The 17,836-nt window shown below is 65.8% G+C and carries 13 protein-coding genes and 2 rRNA genes; 1 reads left to right on the forward strand and 14 read right to left on the reverse strand.

The features are described from left to right. Positions 1–4: 4 nt before the first annotated feature. The 11 genes from lipA to LRK53_RS17815 all read right to left on the reverse strand — a co-directional run bounded on the left by lipA (position 5) and on the right by LRK53_RS17815 (position 11,347). The gene (gene lipA, locus LRK53_RS17765; protein WP_425504525.1) at positions 5–1,015 is read right to left on the reverse strand and encodes a lipoyl synthase; all 1,011 of its coding nucleotides are present in this window, start codon (positions 1,013–1,015) and stop codon (positions 5–7) included. Positions 1,016–1,026: 11 nt separating this feature from the next. Further along, positions 1,027–1,677 carry a lipoyl(octanoyl) transferase LipB gene (gene lipB / locus LRK53_RS17770; RefSeq protein ID WP_027493851.1) on the reverse strand — a complete coding sequence of 217 codons (651 nt, stop codon included), beginning with the start codon at positions 1,675–1,677 and terminating at the stop codon, positions 1,027–1,029. Between the two features lie 179 nt (positions 1,678–1,856). Then, entirely contained in the window at positions 1,857–2,147 is a 291-nt protein-coding gene (locus LRK53_RS17775; protein WP_027493852.1) for a DUF493 family protein, read from the reverse strand. Continuing rightward, on the reverse strand, positions 2,147–3,397 hold the full coding sequence (locus tag LRK53_RS17780; protein WP_027493853.1) for a D-alanyl-D-alanine carboxypeptidase family protein: 1,251 nt from the start codon (positions 3,395–3,397) through the stop codon (positions 2,147–2,149). The genes LRK53_RS17775 and LRK53_RS17780 overlap by 1 nt, the downstream gene beginning before the upstream one ends. Positions 3,398–3,470: 73 nt before the next feature. Then, positions 3,471–4,373, reverse strand: a complete 903-nt coding sequence (locus tag LRK53_RS17785) for a septal ring lytic transglycosylase RlpA family protein (protein WP_027493854.1) — start codon at positions 4,371–4,373, stop codon at positions 3,471–3,473. Continuing rightward, a complete protein-coding gene (gene mltB / locus LRK53_RS17790) occupies positions 4,370–5,380 on the reverse strand; it encodes a lytic murein transglycosylase B (RefSeq protein WP_027493855.1) in 1,011 nt (336 codons plus the stop codon). Before mltB ends, LRK53_RS17785 begins: the two co-directional genes overlap by 4 nt. A gap of 83 nt (positions 5,381–5,463) precedes the next feature. Then, positions 5,464–6,579 (reverse strand): rod shape-determining protein RodA, encoded by a 1,116-nt coding sequence (rodA, locus tag LRK53_RS17795; RefSeq protein WP_027493856.1) that lies wholly within the window; start codon positions 6,577–6,579, stop codon positions 5,464–5,466. Beyond that, the gene (mrdA, locus tag LRK53_RS17800; RefSeq protein WP_027493857.1) at positions 6,576–8,573 is read right to left on the reverse strand and encodes a penicillin-binding protein 2; all 1,998 of its coding nucleotides are present in this window, start codon (positions 8,571–8,573) and stop codon (positions 6,576–6,578) included. Before mrdA ends, rodA begins: the two co-directional genes overlap by 4 nt. A 16-nt stretch (positions 8,574–8,589) precedes the next feature. Beyond that, positions 8,590–9,075: a rod shape-determining protein MreD gene (gene mreD / locus LRK53_RS17805; RefSeq protein ID WP_027493858.1), complete on the reverse strand. Its 486-nt coding sequence runs from the start codon at positions 9,073–9,075 to the stop codon at positions 8,590–8,592. Next, entirely contained in the window at positions 9,072–10,025 is a 954-nt protein-coding gene (mreC, locus tag LRK53_RS17810; RefSeq protein WP_027493859.1) for a rod shape-determining protein MreC, read from the reverse strand. The genes mreD and mreC overlap by 4 nt, the downstream gene beginning before the upstream one ends. 275 nt (positions 10,026–10,300) lie before the next feature. Then, positions 10,301–11,347, reverse strand: a complete 1,047-nt coding sequence (locus LRK53_RS17815) for a rod shape-determining protein (protein WP_027493860.1) — start codon at positions 11,345–11,347, stop codon at positions 10,301–10,303. 273 nt (positions 11,348–11,620) lie between these two features. On the opposite strand from LRK53_RS17815, the gene LRK53_RS17820 reads away from it, so the two are divergent. Next, positions 11,621–12,556, forward strand: coding sequence for a carbohydrate kinase family protein (locus LRK53_RS17820; protein ID WP_027493861.1), 936 nt, complete (start codon positions 11,621–11,623; stop codon positions 12,554–12,556). 63 nt (positions 12,557–12,619) lie between these two features. Here LRK53_RS17820 and glpK read toward each other — a convergent pair whose 3' ends face one another. From glpK to LRK53_RS17835, 3 genes are all read right to left on the reverse strand, one after another. Next, complete coding sequence (glpK, locus tag LRK53_RS17825) at positions 12,620–14,119, reverse strand: glycerol kinase GlpK (protein WP_027493862.1); 1,500 nt, start codon at positions 14,117–14,119, stop codon at positions 12,620–12,622. 376 nt (positions 14,120–14,495) lie between these two features. Next, positions 14,496–14,609, reverse strand: a 5S ribosomal RNA gene (gene rrf / locus LRK53_RS17830). Positions 14,610–14,793: 184 nt separating this feature from the next. Then, positions 14,794–17,673, reverse strand: a 23S ribosomal RNA gene (locus tag LRK53_RS17835). Between the last annotated feature and the right edge of the window lie 163 nt (positions 17,674–17,836).

A 17,836-nucleotide genomic window follows, 5' to 3' on the forward strand; every position in this document is an offset into this window, starting at 1 on the left:
GTTCTCAGGCTGACTCGGTGACGCCGGCTGCATGGGCCTGCAGGTCGGCGTGATAGGACGAGCGCACCAGCGGACCGGAGGCGACGTGGTGAAAACCCATTGCCTCGCCTTCCGCGCGCAGCGCATCGAATTCTTCCGGCCTCCAGTAGCGCAGCACCGGGTGATGGTGCGGCGTGGGCTGCAGGTACTGGCCGATGGTGATCATCTCGACGTCATGGGCGCGTAGATCGCGCATCGTCTCGAGCACCTGCTCCATCGTTTCACCCAGGCCAAGCATGACGCCGGACTTGGTCGGCACCTGCGGGTGCTGCGCCTTGAAGCGCTTGAGCAGGTCCAGCGACCACTGGTAGTCGGCGCCGGGGCGCACTTCGCGGTACAGGTGCGGCACGGTTTCCAGGTTGTGGTTGAACACGTCCGGCGGGAAGTCCTTCAGCACCTCCAGCGCGCGTTCCATGCGGCCCTTGCCGCGGAAGTCGGGGGTGAGGATCTCGATGCGGATGTGCGGGCTGGCATGGCGCGTGGCGCGGATGCAGGCGGCGAAGTGCTCGGCGCCGCCGTCGCGCAGGTCGTCACGGTCGACCGAGGTGATCACCACGTACTTCAGGCGCATGTCGGCGATGGTCTCGGCCAGCCGCGCCGGCTCCAGCGGATCGGGCGCCACCGGGCGGCCATGCGCCACGTCGCAGAACGAGCAGCGCCGCGTGCACACCTCGCCGAGGATCATGAAGGTGGCGGTGCCCTTGCTGAAGCACTCGTGGATGTTCGGGCAGGACGCTTCCTCGCACACCGTGACCAGCGAGTTCTCGCGCAGGCGCGCCTTCAGCTGCTGCACGGCGTTGCCCTGCGGCAGCCGCACGCGGATCCAGCTGGGCTTGCGCAGGGTCGGCGCGCCGGTATCGAAGCCGGCACGGTTCAGCGCGATCTTGTCGTTGCCCAGCTGCTTTTCGCCCGCGGGCGCGCCGCTGACCACGGCGAGCGGGATGATCTTGGGGGAAGGGGCGGAGATTTCGCTCATGGGTAGACGGCTCAGACCGCCTTGCGGGCGGGGAGTTCGGGCAGGATGGGAGCGGCGGGCATGGCGGTGAAGCCGAACTGGCGGCAAAACTCCTCTACCAGCACGTCCTCGACCGTAGCCAACTGCGACGGACCGCCCAAGTCTAGCAGCTGCGTGACCGCCAAACCCTTGTAACCGCAGGGGTTGATGCGCTGGAACGGCTCCAGGTCCATGGCCACGTTGAAGGCCAGCCCGTGGAAGCTGCAGCCGCGGCGCACGCGCAGGCCGAGCGCGGCGACCTTGGCGTCGGCCACGTAGACCCCGGGCGCGCCCTCGCGGCGCACCGCCACCACGTTCCAGTGCGTCAGCGTGTCGATCAGCGCCTGCTCGATCCGGTGCACCAGCTCGCGCACGCCCACGCCGGCGCGGCGCAGGTCGATCAGCGGATAGCCGACGATCTGGCCCGGCCCGTGGTAGGTCACCTGACCGCCGCGATCGACCGGAATCACCGGGATGTCACCCGGCGCCAGCACGTGCTCCATCTTGCCGGCCTGGCCCAGGGTGAACACCGGGTCGTGCTCCAGCAGCCAGAATTCGTCGGGCGTGTCGGCGGTGCGGTTGTCGGTGAACGCACTCATCGCCTTCCAGGTGGCCGCGTAGGGCTGGCGACCGAGGCGGCGGATGGCGAGGGGCCGGGATGACCAGCCATGCGGCTGTTGAAAGCCGGGATTCGGGATTCGGGATTCGTGGTTCACGGCGAGCTTGTGGCCTTGCATTTTTCCTAGGCGAAAGAAGCGCAACTCGCTTCCGTCATGGGGTCGGGGGGCGGCTTTTGCGAATCCCGAATCCTAAATCCCGGCTCTCACAACGTATACCGGATATCCGGGTCGGCGCGCAGCGCGTGGTGCGCGGCCTCGTACTGCTCGCGGGTGTCGCAGCGGAAGCTGACCGTGACCGAGACGAAGTTGCCGGCGCCGGAGTGCCGGTGCCGCACGGTTTCGTGCAGCACGTGCAGGCCGGCGCGCTCCAGCAGTTGCGGCACGTGCGCCGGCAGGTTCGCGCTGGCGTTGCCGACCGCGGTGATCTCGAACTCGCCGGGAAACTGGAAGCCCTTGCCTTCCTGCTTCGCCTTGCTGAAGTCGATCGGCTGCATCACTTCGCGTCCGCGCCCTTGGCCGGTGCCGGGGCATCGGCCTTCTTGTCGCTGTGGAACCACAGCAGGATGCTGTCCCACAGGCGCGAGAAGAAGCCGCCCTGCGGCGCATCCTGCAACGCGATCAGCGGCACGCTCTGCACCGGCTGGCCGTCCAGGGTGATGCGCAGCGTGCCGATCTGCTGGCCCTTGGTGAACGGCGCGATCAGCGTGGCGGGGATGTCCATGGTCGCCTTGAGCTGGTCGTACTGGCCGCGCTTGACGGTGACCAGCACGTCCTCGGCCACGCCCAGTGGCAGCTGGTTGGCCGCACCCTTCCACAGCCGCGGCGTGGCCAGCGGCTTGTCGGCGCCGTACAGCTTGTGCGTCTCGTAGAAGCGGAAGCCGTAGCTCATCAGCGCCATCGCCGAATCGGCGCGCGCCTTCTCGCTGCTGGCGCCCATCACCACCGCGACCATGCGCGCCTCGCCCTGCTTGGCCGAGGCGGCCAGGCAGTAGCCGGCGGCCGCGGTGTGCCCGGTCTTGATGCCGTCCACGCTGGGGTCGCGCCACAGCAGGGTGTTGCGGTTGTGCTGCTTGATCCCGTTCCACTCGAACTCCTTCACCGCGGAGATCGCGTAGTCCTCGGGGAAGTCGTGGATCAGCGCGCGCGACAGAATCGCGATGTCATGCGCGGTGGTGTAGTGGTTGGCGATCGGATAGCCGGAGGCGTTCTGGAAGTTCGAGTTGACCATGCCCAGCTGCTTGGCGTAGGCGTTCATCAGCCCGGCGAACGCCGGCTCGGAGCCGGCGGTGTGCTCGGCCAGCGCGATCGCCGCGTCGTTGCCGGACTGGATGATCATGCCGTACAGCAGATCCTTCAGCGGCACCTGGCTGTTGAGCTTGAGGAAGCTGGTGGAACCGTCGGTGCCGGCGCCACCGCCGCGCCAGGCGTTCTCGCTGATGGTGACCGGGTCGGTCATGTGGATCTTGCCGTTGGCGATCTCGGCGGAGACCACGTAGTCGGTCATCACCTTGGTGATCGAGGCCGGCTCCACGCGCAGGTCCGGCTCCTTGCTGGCGAGGATCTGGCCGGTGGCGTAGTCCATCAGCACCCAGCTCTTGCCGTCGACGTCCGGCGGCGGCGGCACCGGCGCGTCCGGCACCACCGGGCGCGGCACCGGCGACGGGCGCGGCGGCGTCTGCGCAACGGCAACGCCGACCAGCAGGACGGTGGCGAACGGGATCAGGGTGCGGCGGAGAAAATTCATCGTGGAAATCGGTCCGATGGCTGGTGTCGGCGTCGCGGCGCCGGCGGAAGGAAAAAGAATGCGCAAATCCTGCTCAGTCTACTGCGACCTGGGGCCGCGGCAGACCCATGTTCTCGATCCGGGCACTGATCTGGTCGGCGCGATCCACGCTGACCAGCGGCCCCACGCGCACGCGGCGCACGCGACGGCCGTTGACCGTGGCATCGCTCACCTGCACCGCGCCCAGGTTGGCCTGGCGCAGGCGCCGGGCCAGCCTTTCGGCGTTGTCGGCGTCGGCAAACGCACCCACCTGCAGATAGATGTCCGGCTGTCCGGCTGGGACCGCAACCGGCGGCGGCAGTTCCTGCGCCGGAGTAGACGGATCGATCCCGCGCACCTCGACCAGTCCGGTGCCCTTGGGCCAGATGCCGATCTTCACCGCGGCGGCGTAGGACAGGTCGATCAGCCGGTTCTGATGGAACGGGCCGCGGTCGTTGACCCGCACGATCACGCTCTTGCCGTTCTCCAGGTTGGTGACCCGCGCGTAGCTGGGTAGCGGCAGCGTGGTGCTGGCCGCGCTGAACGTGTACATGTCGTAGGTCTCCAGGCTGGAGGTCTTGTAGCCGTGGAACTTGTTGCCGTAGAACGAGGCGATGCCGCGCTCGTCGTAGCCGCGCGCGCTGGGCAGCACGCGGTAGGTCTGCCCGAGCACGCTGTACGGCGACTTGTTGCCGTACAGCGAACGCGGCTCGACCTTCGGCACCGGCTCAACCAGTTTGCTGACGTCCAATGGCGGCGGCACGCTGTCGGCACCGTCGCGATAGCGACTGCCCTGTGGCTTGCCGAGGTCGTCGTAAAAACCGCCGCGGCTGTCTGCCGGCTGGCCCCAGGCGCGATCCTGCCGGCTGCCGCCATGCGAGGGCCTGGTCCGATGACCACCGCAGCCGGCCAGCAGCAGGGCCGCCAGCAGCAGCACCGCAGCACCCGCCGCCCTCATCGCGTGACTTCCGCCGGGTCGGCGCCGGCGGCGATCGCCTGCGCCAGCTGGTCCACCGCCAGCGCATACAGCGGGCTGCGGTTGTAGCGGGTGATCACGTAGAAATTCTGGAAGGTGAACCAGTATTCCGGTCCGTTCGGGCCGTCCAGCGTCTGCAGGCTGGCCGGTTCGCCCGGCGGTAGGTGCTGCAGCGGCGCGTAGCCCCACGCCACCAGCTGTTCCAGCGGCCACTGCGGCGTGGCGTCCTTCACCGCGATCGGCTTCGCCGCGCCGTCCGGCTGCGCCTGCGCCGCCACCGGGCCGCCGGCGATCCAGCCGTGCCGCACGAAGTAGTTCGCCACGCTGGCGAAGATATCCGGCAGCGAATTCGACAGATCGATATGGCCATCGTGGTCGGCGTCCACCGCGAAGTCGCGGATGCTGGTGGGCATGAACTGGCCCCAGCCCTGCGCGCCGGCGTAGGAGCCGGTGAGCGTGTCGACCGGCCCGGCCAGGTGGTTGTCCGGCAGGCTCAGCAGTTCCTTCAGCTGCGCGCGGAAGAACGTGGCCCGCGGCGGGTAGTACAGCCCCAGCGTGACCAGCGCGTCGAGCACCTTGTACTTGCCGGTGTTGCGGCCGTAGCTGGTCTCCACGCCGACGATCGCCACGATGTACTCGGGCGCCACGCCGTACTGCTTGCCGACCTGCTCCAGCAGCGCGCGGTGCGCGCGGTAGAACGCGATGCCGTCATTGATGCGCTCGTCGGTGAGGAAGATCGGCCGGTAGTCCTTCCATGGCTTGGCCTCGGCCGGACGGCTGATCGCGTCGAGGATGGCCTGCTGCCTTTTCGCGCCGTCGAGCAACGCATTCAGCGCCTGCGGGCTCTTGCCGGTCTCGCGCGCCACCTCGCGCACCAGCTCGGCCTGGCCGGGGTGCGTCGTCGCCGTGGCGGGGGTCGAAGCGCCCATCCACAGCACGAGGAGGATGGCGAGGAAACGGGCCGCTGACGGCACGGGCGCAACTGTCATGTCGTGGCTTGCCTCACAGAATGTCGACGTCGCCGGAAGCCTAGCACGCACGCAGACGCGAGCCGGGCGGAAAGTCGGCGTTTCTAAAGGTGCATCTTGCGGTTGGCGTGGATCGACATCAGCACGCCGAAGCCGGTCAGCAGCGACACCGCCGAGGTGCCGCCGTAGCTGATCAGCGGCAGCGGCACGCCGACCACCGGCAGCATGCCGGCGACCATGCCGCCGTTGACGAACACGTAAACGAAGAAGCTCATGCCGATCGCGCCGGCGAGCAAGCGCGAATAGGTGTCGCGCGCCTCCATCGCGATCCACAGGCAGCGGCCGATGATGAACGCGTACAGCGCGACCAGCGCGATCACCCCGACCAGGCCGAACTCCTCGGAGAACACCGCGAAGATGAAGTCGGTGGTGTGCTCGGGCAGGAAATCCAGCCGCGACTGCGTACTGTGCAGCCAGCCCTTGCCGAAGACGCCGCCGGAGCCTACCGCGATCTGCGACTGGATGATGTGCCAGCCGTTGCCGAGCGGATCGGATTCCGGATTGAGCAGGGTCAGCACGCGGTCGCGCTGATATTGGTGCAGGAAGTGCCAGCCGACCGGAATCATCCCGGCCACTGCGCCGAGCAGCAGGCCGATGCGCCACCACGCCATGCCGGACAGGAACAGCGCGAACGCGCCGGCCGCGGCTACCAGCACGGCGGTGCCCAGGTCGGGCTGCTCGACGATCAGCCCGGCCGGGATCGCGATCAGCAAGCCGACCACCGCGATGTCCTTCCAGCCCGGCGGCAGCTGGCGCGGGTGCAGGTACCAGGCCACCATCATCGGCATGGTCAGCTTGAGCAGTTCGGACGGCTGAAAGCGCATGAAGCCCAGGTCCAGCCAGCGGGTCGAGCCGCGACCTTCGCCCAGGATCGCCACCACCACCAGCAGCGCGGTGCTGCCGGCATACAGCCAGGGCGTCCAGCCGCGCAGCACCGGCGGCGGAATGCGCGACACCAGCAGCAGCAGTACGCCGCCCAGCACGAAGCGGCCGGCCTGGCCGCCGACCAGCGCCAGGTTGCCGTCGCCCGCGCTGTACAGCGTGACCAGGCCGGTCAGCCCCAGCACCAACAGGCCGAGCGCGAGCGGCAGGTCGATCCGCGGCCGGGTCAGACTGCGGCGCAGGAAGCGGCGCGTGCGCGCGTACAGCGCCTCGATCATGGCGTGCCTCCGCTGCTCGTGGCCGGCGTCGGCAGATCCTCCACCGGCTCGCTGTCTTCCACGCCGGCGTCGGGCGGAGCGTTCCGGGCTATCGGCGGCAACGGCGCGGCCGATACCGACAGGCGTTTCGCGTCCGCGATCTCGCCACCGTGCGACGCCAGCCAGGTATCGAGGATGGTACGCACGATCGGTCCAGCCGCCGAGGCGCCCCAGGCGCCGGATTCCAGGATCGCCGCCACCGCGATCTGCGGGTTGTCGGCCGGCGCGTAGGCAACGAACCAGGCGCGATGGCGGGTCGCCAGGTACTCCGTGCTGCGGTTCGTATCGTAGGCCTCGGACCGGCGCGAGAAGCGCTCGGCGGTGCCGCTCTTGCCGGCCATCAGGTAGGGAAAGCCGACGCCAAGCTGGCGACCGGTGCCCCGCGCGCCGTAGATCACCTGCTGCATGCCCTGGTTCACCACGTCCCAGTCGGCCGGCTTGCGGATCACCGACGGCCCACTCGGCGGATTGGCCAGCGGCTGCGGCGCTGCGTTGACGCCGCCCTGGGTCGCCATCGCCAGACGCGGCGCGTACGGCACGCCATGGCCGGCGAAGGTGGCGATCGCGTGGCCCAGCTGCAGCGGCGTCACCGCCCAGTAGCCCTGGCCGATGCCGGCGATCACCGTCTCGCCCGGGTACCACGGCTGGCGGAAGTTGGCCGCCTTCCATTCGCGCGAGGGCAGCACGCCGGAGGATTCGCCGACCAGATCGATGCCGGTCGGGCGGCCGAAGCCGAACTTGCCCATGTACCCGCTGAACCGGTCGATACCCATGTCCAGCGCGAGCTTGTAGAAGTAGGTGTTCACCGACTGCTCGATCGCCCCCACCAGGTCGACCCGCCCCACGCCGCCACGCTGGTCGTCGCGATAGCCGCGCTGCTGGCCGGGAATGTAGAACACGCCGGTGGAGACCACGGTGTCCTGCGGCGTGCGCATGCCGGTTTCCAGCCCGGCCAGGCCGATCAGCGGCTTCACCGTGGAGCCGGGCGGATACACCCCGCGCAGCGCGCGGTTGTACAGCGGCTTCTCGGGGTCGTTGGTCAGCGCGGCGTAGTCGGCCTGTCCGATACCGTTGACGAACAGGTTGGGGTCGAAGCTGGGCACGCTGACCATCGCCAGCACCTGGCCATTGCGCGGATCGATCGCCACCGCCGCGCCGGGACGGCCCTCGAACGCCGCTTCGGCAGCTTTCTGCAGGCGCACGTCGAGGCTCAGGTAGAGATTCCTGCCCGGCGTGGGCGCATGCGTCTCCAGCACGCGCTGCGTGCGCCCGTCGGCATTCACCTCGAGCAGCTCGTAGCCCGGCGTGCCGTGCAGGATGTTTTCGTAGGAACGCTCGATGCCGCTGCGGCCGACGTGGCTGGTGCCTTGGTAGCGCTTGGGGTCGAGCCGTTCCAGATCGTCCGCGTCGATGCGCCCGACATAGCCCACCACGTGCGCGAACAACCCGCGCAGCGGATAGCGCCGGGTCAGGTAAGGCACCACGTCGACACCGGGAAAGCGCCAGCGGTTCACCGCGAAGCGGGCGATCTCGTCCTCCGTCAGGTGCAGCTTCAGCGGCACGCTCTCGAAGCGCCGGCTCTGCTTCAGCTGCTTGCGGAACGCGTCCAGGTCGCCCGGGTCCAGCGGCACCACCTCGCCCAGCCGGGCCAGCAGCGCCGGCATGTCCTTGACCTGCTCGGGCACCACTTCGAGGCGGAACGCGGGCACGTTGTCGGCCAGCAGCACGCCGTTGCGGTCGTAGATCAGCCCGCGCGCCGGCGGGATCGCGCGCGGCTTGACCCGGTTGGCCTGCGAACGGGTGACGAACTCGTCGTGGCGCATCACCTGCAGGAACACGAAGCGGCCGACGAGCAGGCACAGGCACAACACGATCAGCACGAAACCGGCCAGCGCGCGACGCCGGAACAGCAGGCTCTCGCCGCGGGGATCCTTGATCGATCGCCGGGGTTTCATGTCACGGGTTCATGGCTCATTGGATCCGTAGCCGCGCGCGCAGGTCGTCGAGCAGCAGGAACAGGAACGGCCACAGCGCGGCGCCCACGAACGGCGAGATCCACCAGCTCGCCGGCGGCAGCGACGCGCCGGCCAGCACGCGCACGATCAGCAGCAGGATGCGGTCGTTCAGCAGCAGCGCCAGCACCGCCAGCGCCTGCTGCCACATCGGGAAGAAGCGTAGCCGCGAGCGGAAGCGCAGCGCGATGAATGCCAGCGCGCACAGGCGCAGCGCCTGCTCGCCCAGCACCACGCCGTTGAGCAGGTCCGCCGCCAGGCCCACCGTGAACGCCAGTCCGAGGGTAACCCGGTCTTCCGATTCCAGCGACCAGTACAGCAGGATCAGCGCTGGCCAGTACGGCTTGAACGGCTCCAGCACGCCGGGCAGCGGCACCAGCATAGACGCCAGCGCGAACACCAGCGTGCCGACGAACCACCACAGGCTCAGGCGCTGTCGGTTCATCGCGGCGCTCCGCTGGTGCTCGCCGGCGCGGGGGTCGAGCCGGCAACGGCCGGCGCCAGCCCGGCCGGCGGCCCCATCGGGGTCACCGGCGCCGGCGGGCCGTCCGGCTCGGCCTGATCATGCAGCAGCAGCACGTCCTCGCTGCGGTCGAGATCCGCCGACGGCTTCGCCATCGCCACCAGGAACATGCCGGTCGCCGATGGCGCCACCGAGCGCACCTCGCCAACCGGAAAACCCGGCGGAAAGCGCCCGCCGAGACCCGAGGTGAGCAACTTGTCGCCCACGCGCACGTCGGCAGCCTGTGGAATGGTCGGCAGGCTGAGCTGGTCACCGTCGCGCGAGCCGTAGGCCACCGTGCGCAGGCCGGTGCGCTCGACCACCACCGGGATCGCATGGGCCGGGTCGGTGATCAGCATCACCACCGAGGTGGTCGGCAGCACTTCCTTCACCTGGCCCATCACCCCGTGCGCGTCGATCACCGGCTGGCCTGGCCTGACTCCGTCGCGGGCGCCCATGTTCAGGGTGAGCTGGTAGCGATAGGCGCCGAGATCCACGCCGATCACCCGCGCCAGCTGCACGTTCAGTTCCAGGCTGTGCTGGGTGTCGAGCAGTTCCTTCAGGCGCTGGTTCTGTTCGGCGACGGCGGCCATCCGGTTCAACTTGGCGTTGGCCAGCAGCAGGTCCTCGCGCAGGCGCTGGTTCTGCTCGGTCAGCCGCTGGCGATCGGCGAACGCCACGCTCATGGTACGAATCCCGACCGCCGGCAACCCCGCCAGCCGGTACACCGGCTCGACCACCGCCGATGCCGCGTAGCGCAGGCGCCACAGCCAGCCGTTGCGGTGGTCGAGCACCATCAGCACCACGGCCAGCGCGAGGTAGACGATCAGCCGCAGCGTGCCCGCGGCGTTGCCGGCGAACAGCGGCGAGGACTCGTCACGTGCACGCGCCATCGCTAGAGCCTGCTCATGGTCTTCGAGTACCCCGCGCCGGGAGCTGTTTGCGCGCAGGCCAAGGAAGAACGAAGGAGTGGACGTCCGTCCACGACCGAGTGATGACGCCGGCATGCGGGCAAACAGACCCGGCCCTTCGGGTTGCCATTGAGTGGCCGCCATGCGGCAGCGCGCGGCTTGGCCTGCCAGCCAGGCAGGCCCGCGCCACGCCCTGCCACCTGACAGCCACTCAATGGCAACGCGGGGCACTCGAAGGCCACGAGCAGGCTCTCGGCTTATTCGGGCGCGAAGAAATCGCTGCCGTGCTGATCGATCAGCTCCAGCGCCTTGCCGCCGCCGCGCGCCACGCAGGTCAGCGGGTCGTCCGCCACCTGCACGTGCAGACCGGTTTCTTCGGAGATCAGCCGGTCCAGATCGCGCAGCAGCGCGCCGCCGCCGGTCAGCACGATGCCGCGCTCGGCGACGTCGGAGCACAGTTCCGGCGGAGTCTGCTCCAGCGCCGACTTCACCGCCGCCACGATGCCGGCCAGCGGCTCGTGCAGCGCTTCCAGAATTTCGTTGGAGTTGATCGTGAACATGCGCGGCACGCCTTCGGCCAGGTTGCGGCCGGAGATCTCGACCTCCTTGACCTCGCCCTGCGGGAACGCGCAGCCGATCTGCAGCTTGATCCGCTCGGCGGTGGATTCGCCGATCAGGGTGCCATGATTGCGGCGCACGTAGTTGATGATGGCCTCGTCGAAGCGGTCGCCACCCACGCGCACCGACTGCGAGTAGACGATACCATTGAGCGAGATCACCGCCACTTCCGAGGTGCCGCCGCCGATGTCCAGCACCATTGCGCCGCGCGCCTCGTGCACCGGGATGCCGGCGCCGATCGCGGCGGCCATCGGCTCCTCGATCAGGAACACGTCGCGGGCGCCGGCGCCTTCGGCCGATTCCTTGATGGCGCGGCGCTCGACCTGGGTCGAGCCGCACGGCACGCAGACCAGCACGCGCGGGCTCGGGCGCAGGAAGCGCGACTTGTGCACCTGCTTGATGAAGTGCTGCAGCATCGCTTCGGTCATGGTGAAGTCGGCGATCACGCCGTCCTTCATCGGCCGCACCGTGGCGATGTTGCCCGGCGTGCGGCCGAGCATGCGCTTGGCGTCGCTGCCGACCGCAGCGATCGTGCGCGGACCGCCGGGGCCGCGATCCTGACGGATCGCCACCACCGATGGCTCGTTCAGCACGATGCCCTGGCCACGCACGTAAATCAGTGTGTTGGCGGTGCCGAGGTCGATGGAGATGTCGTTGGAGAAGATTCCGCGAAACTTCTTGAACATGGGTCCGCCGCATTCGGCCTGGCTAAAAATCAAGCTCGCCAGTCTAGTCAGCGCGACTGCCAGGCGCAAGGACAATAACGTTAAGAAACCCTTCTACAACACGATCATAAGCACACTTTCTGCGCCGCGAAGTGAGCTGGTCACCGGCGCACGAAGTCGCCAAGTCGAGCAGATGGCGCTACCATTCAACCCTTTGACCGAAGCCACCCGGTCCGGCTCCAGGCTGGGCGCGCGTGCTCTTTTCCACATCGCTGCCGGGGGTTCCCGCACGTCATGCCTGCCGTCATCTGCGGATCGCTGGCCTACGACACCATCATGGTGTTCCAGGACCAGTTCAAGAACCACATCCTGCCCGATCAGATGCACATCCTGAATGTGTCGTTCCTGGTGCCGCGCATGCGCCGTGAGTTCGGCGGCTGTGCCGGCAATATCGCCTACAACCTCAAGCTGCTCGGTGGCGACCCGCTGCCGGTGGCGGCCGTGGGCCAGGACTTCGGGCCGTACCGCAAGCACATGGAGCAATGCGGCATCCGGCTCGACGGCGTGCGTGAGTTTGACGACCAGTTCACCCCGCAGTGCTTCATCACCACCGATCTGGACAACAACCAGATCACCGCCTTCCACCCCGGTGCGATGTCCAGCGCGCAGGAAAACCACGTGCGCGACATCCCGCAGATCGACTTCGCGATCGTCGCCCCCGACGGCCGCGAGGCGATGCTGCAACACGTGAACGAGTTCGCCGCACGCGGCGTGCCGTTCATCTTCGATCCGGGCCAGGCGATGCCGCTGTTCAGCGGCGACGAGTTCCGCTCGATGATCGGCAAGTCGACCTACGTGATCGTCAACGACTACGAGTCGCAGCTGCTGCAGGCGCGCACCGGCTGGAGCACCTCCGAAATCGCCGAGCGGGTGACGGCGTATATCGTGACGCAGGGCCCGCGCGGCTCGGTCATCCACGCCGGCAGCGATACCCATCACATCCCGCCGGCGCGCGAACGCCAGATCGTGGACCCCACCGGTTGCGGCGACGCGTATCGCGCCGGCCTGATCTTCGGCATCATGCACGGCAAGGACTGGCCGACCGCCGGCCGCATGGCCTCGCTGATGGGCGCGCTGAAGGTGGAACATCCCGGTACGCAGAACCAGCGCTTCGACTATGTCGAGTTCGCCGCCGAGTTCCTTGACCAGTTCGGCTACGCGCTGGATTGAGCCAGGTCGCCACCGGTCACAATGAAACGAGGCTCCCGCGCCATGCCGGGAGCCTCGTTCGTTTCAGCCCACGCGAAAGCCGATGGTGGCAGCGACGGCATTGCGCCAGCCCTGGTACAGGCGCTCGCGGGCGGGCTCAGCCATCGCCGGCTGGAAGCGGCGCTCGACCTGCCACAGCTTCGCGAGCTGCGCACGGCTTTCCCAGAAACCCACGGCCAGCCCGGCGAGGTAGGCCGCGCCCAGTGCGGTGGTCTCGGCGATCTTCGGCCGCAGCACCGGCACGCCGAGCATGTCGCTCTGGAACTGCGCCATGAAGTCGTTGGCGATGGCGCCGCCGTCCGCGCGCAGCTCCCTCAGCGGGATGCCCGCATCGGCCTCCATCGCGGCCAGCACATCGCGCGACTGGTAGGCCATCGACTCCAGCGCGGCGCGCACCACGTGTTCCTTGCGGGTGCCGCGCGACAGCCCGAACATCGCGCCGCGCACGTCGCTGCGCCAGTACGGCGCGCCCAGCCCGACGAAAGCCGGCACCAGGTACACGCCTTCGCTCGACTCCACGCTTTCGGCGCACGCCTGCGAATCGCTGGCGTGCACCAGCATGTGCAGGCCATCGCGCAGCCACTGCACCACCGATCCGGCGACGAAGATGCTGCCCTCCAGCGCGTATTCGACGACACCATCCAGCTCCCACGCGATCGTGGTCAACAACCCATGTCGCGAGGGCACGGCCTGGGTTCCGGTATGCATCAGCATGAAGCAGCCGGTGCCATAGGTGTTCTTGGCCATGCCGGGCTCGAAGCAGGCCTGACCGAACAGCGCGGCCTGCTGATCGCCGGCCACGCCGCTGATCGGCACACCGGCCGGCAAACCGGGCAGCGCCGCGGTGTGACCGTAGACCTCGCTGCACGAACGCACCTGCGGCAACATGCTGCGCGGGATGCCCAGCATGCGCAGCAACTCGTCGTCCCACTGGCGCGCGTGGATGTCGAACAGCAGCGTGCGCGCGGCGTTGCTGACATCGGTGACGTGCAGCCTGCCACCCGTGAGATTCCAGATCAGCCAGCTGTCGATCGTGCCAAACAGCAGGTCGCCGCGCTCCGCCCGGGTACGCGCGCCATCGACGTGATCGAGGATCCAGCGGACCTTGCTGCCGGAGAAGTAGGCGTCGATCAGCAAGCCGGTCTTCTCGCGCACCAGCGGCGCGTGACCATCGGCTTCCAGCCGTTCGCAGATTGCCAGGCTTTGCCGCGACTGCCACACGACCGCGTTGTGGACCGGTCTACCGCTCTGCCGATCCCATACCACCGTGGTCTCGCGTTGGTTGGTAATGCCGATGCCAGCCAGTTCGCTGGCCTCGGCCCGTACCGAGGCCAGTACCTCGGCCACGGTGGCCAGCACGCTGGCGAGAATCTCCTGCGGATCGTGCTCCACCCAGCCCGGCTGCGGGAAGATCTGCCTGAATTCGCGCTGCGCCGAGCCGACCACGCCACCGGCCCGGTCGAACAGGATGGCGCGCGAGCTGGTGGTGCCCTGATCTATCGCCAGTATGTAACGTTGCGCCACCGCCATTCCTTCCACACGAGCCATCGACAGAGCGTAGCAACTGGACGTGCGCGATGCGCATCATGGTCCTGGACAGGAGTGGCACTGGGGTATCACCGCCGGCGCATCTCCCGCTGCCGGGACCGAACTGGGGCTCGGCGTCGGCTGCCAGCCTGATGGACGCGGCTGGCCCCGTACCCGAAAACTGGAATCGAGAGGCCTTCCAGGTCTCGCCGCAGCGGACGACGCCCGCCCCAAAAAGCGAAGGCCACCCCGGAGGGGGAGGCCTTCCAGGAAAAAGCCCCAGGCAGCGAGCTGTTGCAGGTGGCGAGCGGCGGTGTCACTGCACCAAAGAAAAACCCCCACCGTTGCCGGTGAGGGTGTTTCAGGATAAAGCCCCTGGCGGTGACCTACTCTTGCATGGCCAAGCCACACTACCATCGGCGCATGCGCGTTTCACTTCTGAGTTCGGGATGGGATCAGGTGGGACCACGCCGCTATGGCCGCCAGGGAAGGGGTGGGAGCAGCGCTGACGCGCCGGCTCCGCATTCTTGAAGAGTCCGCCATGGATGGCGGGGTGTTGACTCTTCTTTCGTGAGAGGGATCTCACGTGAGATAAATCGTAAACGAGTGACAAGCGTCGAGGTGAATGCGAATCAGGCTTTGCCAAGACCCACGAAGCTACTTGGGGTTATATGGTCAAGCCGCACGGCTCATTAGTATCAGTTAGCTGAACGCATTGCTGCGCTTCCACATCTGACCTATCAACCACCTGGTCTTGATGGTGCCTTGAGGAGAGTCAAGCTCTCGGGAGATCTCATCTTGGGGCGTGCTTCCCGCTTAGATGCTTTCAGCGGTTATCACTTCCGTTCATAGCTACCGGGCAATGCCTCTGGCGAGACAACCCGAACACCAGCGGAACGTCCACTCCGGTCCTCTCGTACTAGGAGCAGCCCCCCTCAAATCTCCAACGCCCACGACAGATAGGGACCGAACTGTCTCACGACGTTCTGAACCCAGCTCGCGTACCACTTTAAATGGCGAACAGCCATACCCTTGGGACCGGCTACAGCCCCAGGATGTGATGAGCCGACATCGAGGTGCCAAACACCGCCGTCGATATGAACTCTTGGGCGGTATCAGCCTGTTATCCCCGGAGTACCTTTTATCCGTTGAGCGATGGCCCTTCCATACAGAACCACCGGATCACTAAGACCTACTTTCGTACCTGCTTGATCCGTCGATCTCGCAGTCAAGCACGCTTATGCCTTTGCACACAGTACGCGATGTCCGACCGCGCTGAGCGTACCTTCGTGCTCCTCCGTTACTCTTTGGGAGGAGACCGCCCCAGTCAAACTACCCACCATACACGGTCCCTGACCCGGATTACGGGCCGAGGTTAGAACGTCAAGCACTTCAGGGTGGTATTTCAAGGATGGCTCCATGCAAACTGGCGTCTGCACTTCAAAGCCTCCCACCTATCCTACACAGAAGAACTCAACGTTCAGTGTAAAGCTATAGTAAAGGTTCACGGGGTCTTTCCGTCTTGCCGCGGGAACGCTGCATCTTCACAGCGAATTCAATTTCACTGAGTCTCGGGTGGAGACAGCGCCGCTGTCGTTACGCCATTCGTGCAGGTCGGAACTTACCCGACAAGGAATTTCGCTACCTTAGGACCGTTATAGTTACGGCCGCCGTTTACTGGGGCTTCGATCAAGAGCTTCGCCTTGCGGCTGACCCCATCAATTAACCTTCCAGCACCGGGCAGGCGTCACACCCTATACGTCCACTTTCGTGTTTGCAGAGTGCTGTGTTTTTGATAAACAGTCGCAGCGGCCAGGTTACTGCGACCCTTCAACGCTCAGTCACGCACGTGACCACGTCGAAGGGCGCACCTTCTCCCGAAGTTACGGTGCCATTTTGCCTAGTTCCTTCACCCGAGTTCTCTCAAGCGCCTTGGGATTCTCACCCTGCCTACCAGTGTCGGTTTACGGTACGGTTTTTCTACAGCTGAAGCTTAGTGGCTTTTCCTGGAAGCGTAGTATCGGTCACTTCGTCCAATAGGACTCGTCTCGGTGCTCGGCATAAAGGATCCCGGATTTGCCAAAGATCCATGCCTACCGCCTTTCCCCGGGACAACCAACGCCCGGTAGACCTAACTTTCTCCGTCCCCACATCGCACTGTAGAAAAGTGCTGGAATATTAACCAGCTTCCCATCGACTACGCATTTCTGCCTCGCCTTAGGGGCCGACTCACCCTGCGCCGATGAACGTTGCGCGAGGAAACCTTGGGCTTTCGGCGTGGGGGCTTTTCACCCCCATTATCGTTACTCATGTCAGCATTCGCACTTCCGATACCTCCAGCAGACTTTACAATCCACCTTCACAGGCTTACGGAACGCTCCTCTACCGCGTGCACTTGCGTGCACACCCCGAGCTTCGGTGCATAGCTTAGCCCCGTTAAATCTTCCGCGCAGACCGACTCGACCAGTGAGCTATTACGCTTTCTTTAAAGGATGGCTGCTTCTAAGCCAACTTCCTGGCTGTCTATGCCTTTCCACATCGTTTTCCACTTAGCTATGACTTTGGGACCTTAGCTGCGGGTCTGGGTTGTTTCCCTTTTCACGACGGACGTTAGCACCCGCCGTGTGTCTCCCGGATAGTCTGTCCTGGTATTCGGAGTTTGCCATGGTTTGGTAAGTCGCGATGACCCCCTAGCCATAACAGTGCTCTACCCCCAGGAAGATTCGTCCGAGGCGCTACCTAAATAGCTTTCGAGGAGAACCAGCTATCTCCGAGTTTGTTTAGCCTTTCACTCCTATCCTCAGCTCATCCCCATCTATTGCAACAGATGTGGGTTCGGTCCTCCAGTGCGTGTTACCGCACCTTCAACCTGGCCAAGGATAGATCACTCGGTTTCGGGTCTACTGCCAGAGACTATGCGCCCTATTCAGACTCGATTTCTCTTCGCCTCCCCTATACGGTTAAGCTTGCCACTGACAGTAAGTCGCTGACCCATTATACAAAAGGTACGCAGTTACCCTTGCGGGCTTCCACTGCTTGTACGTATACGGTTTCAGGGTCTATTTCACTCCCCTCTCCGGGGTTCTTTTCGCCTTTCCCTCACGGTACTAGTTCGCTATCGGTCAGTCAGGAGTATTTAGCCTTGGAGGATGGTCCCCCCATGTTCAGACAAGGTTTCACGTGCCCCGCCTTACTCAATTTCACGCACGGTGCCCTTTCGCTTACCGGGCTATCACCGTCTATGGCCAGCCTTTCCAGGCTGTTCAACTAAAACACCGTGCGCTTTTGGGCTAGTCCCCGTTCGCTCGTCGCTACTGAGGGAATCTCGGTTGATTTCTTTTCCTCCGGGTACTTAGATATTTCAGTTCCCCGGGTTCGCCCCGTACACCTATGAATTCAGTGCACGGTACCGCTTGCGCGGTGGGTTTCCCCATTCGGACATTGCCGGATCAAAGCTTGTTGCCAGCTCCCCGACACTTTTCGCAGGCTGCCACGTCCTTCATCGCCTCTGACTGCCAAGGCATCCACCGTATACGCTTAGTCGCTTGACCATATAACCCCAAGTCGCCTCGGGGCATGCACCCTCCTCAGGTGCAGCCAAGTTACTTCGTTTTCGTGCCTTAACACTTGCCTCGGTTCGGTTCGAACCAAGACGCTTGTCACTCGTTTACTTGTTTTCAAAGAACATCACGCCGGCCTCGATGCCGGATGATT

The organism is Rhodanobacter thiooxydans, assembly GCF_021545845.1.
Lineage (GTDB): Bacteria > Pseudomonadota > Gammaproteobacteria > Xanthomonadales > Rhodanobacteraceae > Rhodanobacter.

Coding starts and splice junctions, on each gene's coding strand:
- LRK53_RS17820 (WP_027493861.1), top strand. CDS start 11,621: ATGCCTGCCGTCATCTGCGGATCGCTGGCCTACGACACCATCATGGTG.
- lipA (WP_425504525.1), bottom strand. CDS start 1,015: ATGAGCGAAATCTCCGCCCCTTCCCCCAAGATCATCCCGCTCGCCGTG.
- LRK53_RS17775 (WP_027493852.1), bottom strand. CDS start 2,147: ATGCAGCCGATCGACTTCAGCAAGGCGAAGCAGGAAGGCAAGGGCTTC.
- LRK53_RS17815 (WP_027493860.1), bottom strand. CDS start 11,347: ATGTTCAAGAAGTTTCGCGGAATCTTCTCCAACGACATCTCCATCGAC.
- mrdA (WP_027493857.1), bottom strand. CDS start 8,573: ATGAAACCCCGGCGATCGATCAAGGATCCCCGCGGCGAGAGCCTGCTG.
- mreC (WP_027493859.1), bottom strand. CDS start 10,025: ATGGCGCGTGCACGTGACGAGTCCTCGCCGCTGTTCGCCGGCAACGCC.
- mltB (WP_027493855.1), bottom strand. CDS start 5,380: ATGACAGTTGCGCCCGTGCCGTCAGCGGCCCGTTTCCTCGCCATCCTC.
- mreD (WP_027493858.1), bottom strand. CDS start 9,075: ATGAACCGACAGCGCCTGAGCCTGTGGTGGTTCGTCGGCACGCTGGTG.
- rodA (WP_027493856.1), bottom strand. CDS start 6,579: ATGATCGAGGCGCTGTACGCGCGCACGCGCCGCTTCCTGCGCCGCAGT.
- LRK53_RS17785 (WP_027493854.1), bottom strand. CDS start 4,373: ATGAGGGCGGCGGGTGCTGCGGTGCTGCTGCTGGCGGCCCTGCTGCTG.
- LRK53_RS17780 (WP_027493853.1), bottom strand. CDS start 3,397: ATGAATTTTCTCCGCCGCACCCTGATCCCGTTCGCCACCGTCCTGCTG.